This is a genomic window from Streptomyces triticagri (assembly GCF_003429565.1).
Lineage (GTDB): Bacteria > Actinomycetota > Actinomycetes > Streptomycetales > Streptomycetaceae > Streptomyces > Streptomyces triticagri.
Genome location: NZ_QUAK01000048.1, coordinates 1 through 2654, shown reverse-complemented (window position 1 = coordinate 2654; position 2654 = coordinate 1). Strand labels below are relative to the sequence as shown.

Sequence of the window (2654 nt, the reverse complement as noted above, 5' to 3'; positions counted from 1 at the left end):
GCTCGCCCGCGCGGGCGTCCAGGCGCTGCGCCGGGACGCGATGCCGTGGGCGCGGTCCGCGCTGGCCCGCGGGCGCGGCGCGTTCGCCCGTACCTACGAGCGCATCAAGCGCTGGCTGACCGACCCGGTGGATCTGGCCACCGGCCGCATGTTCCTGGAGCTGACCGACGTCGAACTTCCGGGCACACTGCCGCTGTTGGTGGCGCGGCGTGCGGATTCCGGCTATCGGGGCGGGCGTTGGTTCGGCCCCTGCTGGGCCTCTACTCTCGACGAACGCCTCGAGGCCGACGACCACGGCATCGTCCACTTCACCCCCGACGGACTGCTGGTCGCCTACCCGGCCCCGACGCCTGGTGGGTCGCCGGTGTGGCCGACCGAACCGACCGCACCCCGCCGGGCACTCACCTGCGCCGCCGACGGGGCGTGGACAGTCACCGAACCCGACGCTGTGACGCGGCACTTCACCCCGGACGGCCTGTTCGCCGGCCTCGCCGACCGGCACGGCAACCGGATCTCGGTCACCTACGACCAGCACGACGCCCCCGCGGAGATCATCCACTCCGGCGGCTACCGGCTCCGCATCATCCTCGACCACTCGCAACAGCGGGTCGCCGGCCTCGACCTCGCCACCAGCGACGGAGACGGAGACGGCGGGGACGACGGCTGGCTCCGCCTCACGTCGTACGCCTACGACGAGCGCGGCAATCTGACGGAGCAGACGAAGGCGACCCCCGGAAGCACCACCCGCTTCACCTACGACGAGCCGGGCCGCATCACTGCCTGGACGGACTCCAACGGTAACGCGTACCACTACCAGTACGACGACCAGGACCGCGTGATCGCCGAGTCCGGCAGCTCCGGATCCCTGGCCTTCACCCTCACCTACGACGGCACCCACCCCGACCACCCCGGCCGAGCGGTCACCACCGTCACCTCCTCGACCGGCGAAGCCTCCCAATACATCTACGACGACCGCCAGTTGGTCACCGCAGTCATCGACCCGACCGGCCACACCACCCACTACACCTACGACCAAGCGGGCCGCACCCTCGCCGTCACCGACCCCCTCAACCGCACCACCGGCCACCGCTACACCCCCGACGGCCACCTCACCGAAGAACTCCACCCCGACGGCACCCGAACCACCCTCACCCACGACACCGCCGGCAACCCCACCACGATCACCGCCCCCGACGGCACCGTCACCCGCCACACCTACGACGAAGCCGGCAACCTCACCTCCACCACCAACCCCACCGGCGCCACCACCCACTACACCTACACCCCCGACGGCGCCCTCACCACCATCACCGACCCCCTGGGCGCCACCACCCACATCACCCACAACCCCGCCGGCCTGCCCCTCTCCATCACCGACCCGGACGGCCACACCACCCACCTCCACCGCGACCCCTTCGGCCACCCCACCCAGGTCACCGACCCGACCGGCGCCACCACCCACTACACCTGGACGCCCGAAGGCCACGTGCTCACCCGCACCGGCCCGGACGGCGCCACCGACTCCTGGACCAACGACGGCGAAGGCAACACCACCAGCCACACCAGCCCCACCGGCGCCACCACCCGCTTCACCTACGGCGAATTCGACCAACTCACCACCCGCACCGACCCCGACGGCGCCCACTACCACTTCACCCACGACACCCTCCTACGCCTCACCACCGTCACCAACCCCCACGGCCACACCTGGCACTACACATACGACCCAGCCGGCCACCTGACNCCTACGCCTCACCACCGTCACCAACCCCCACGGCCACACCTGGCACTACACATACGACCCAGCCGGCCACCTGACCTCCGAAACCGACTTCGACGACCGCACCACCCATTACACCCGCGACGCAGCCGGCCGCACGGTCTCGATCCAGGGCCCGGACGGCGCGATCACCCGCCACACCTACGACCGGCTCGACCGCCTCACCCACCGCGAAACCCCCGACGGCCCCACCACCTACGCCTACGACCCCGCCGGCCGCCTCACCACCGCCACCAACCCCGACACCACCCTCACCCGCACCTACGACCAGGCCGGCAACCTCCTCACCGAAACCATCAACAACCGCACCCTCACACTGACTTACGACCAGGCCGACCGCCTCACCACCCGCACCACCCCCACCACCAACACCACCACCTACACCTACTCACCCGGCGACCTCCTCACCCACCTCACCACCGCCAACCGCCAGTTGACGTTCTCCTACGACCCCGCCGGCCGCGAAACCACCCGCCGCTACCCATCCGGCCTCACCCTCACCACCACCTACGACCCGACCGGCCGCCCCACCCACCACCAAGCCATCACCCCAACCGGCCACACCACCGCCCAACACACCTACACCTGGCGCCCCGACGGCGCACTCACCTCCCACAACAACCACCACTTCACCCACGACCCGACCGGCCGCGTCACCGAAGTCCACACCACACCCTGGACAGGACCCGCCAGCCCCGGCCACCCCGACCCCAGGACCACAACACCGCGGACTCCAGGCCCTCGACCCCAGGAACTCGCCCATCCCTCACAACCAGCCACCGAACCCACCCCACCCACCGAGACCTACACCTACGACCCCGCCGGCAACATCACCCACGCCACCGGCCACATCCCCTCCCCAGGCCCCCGCACC

General features: G+C 70.5%; 1 pseudogene. It reads left to right on the top strand.

The features are described 5' to 3' along the window. Window positions 1-40: 40 nt before the first annotated feature. Window positions 41-1743 (top strand): annotated as a pseudogene (locus tag DY218_RS35810) (DUF6531 domain-containing protein); the annotation flags it as partial. Window positions 1744-2654: the final 911 nt, after the last annotated feature.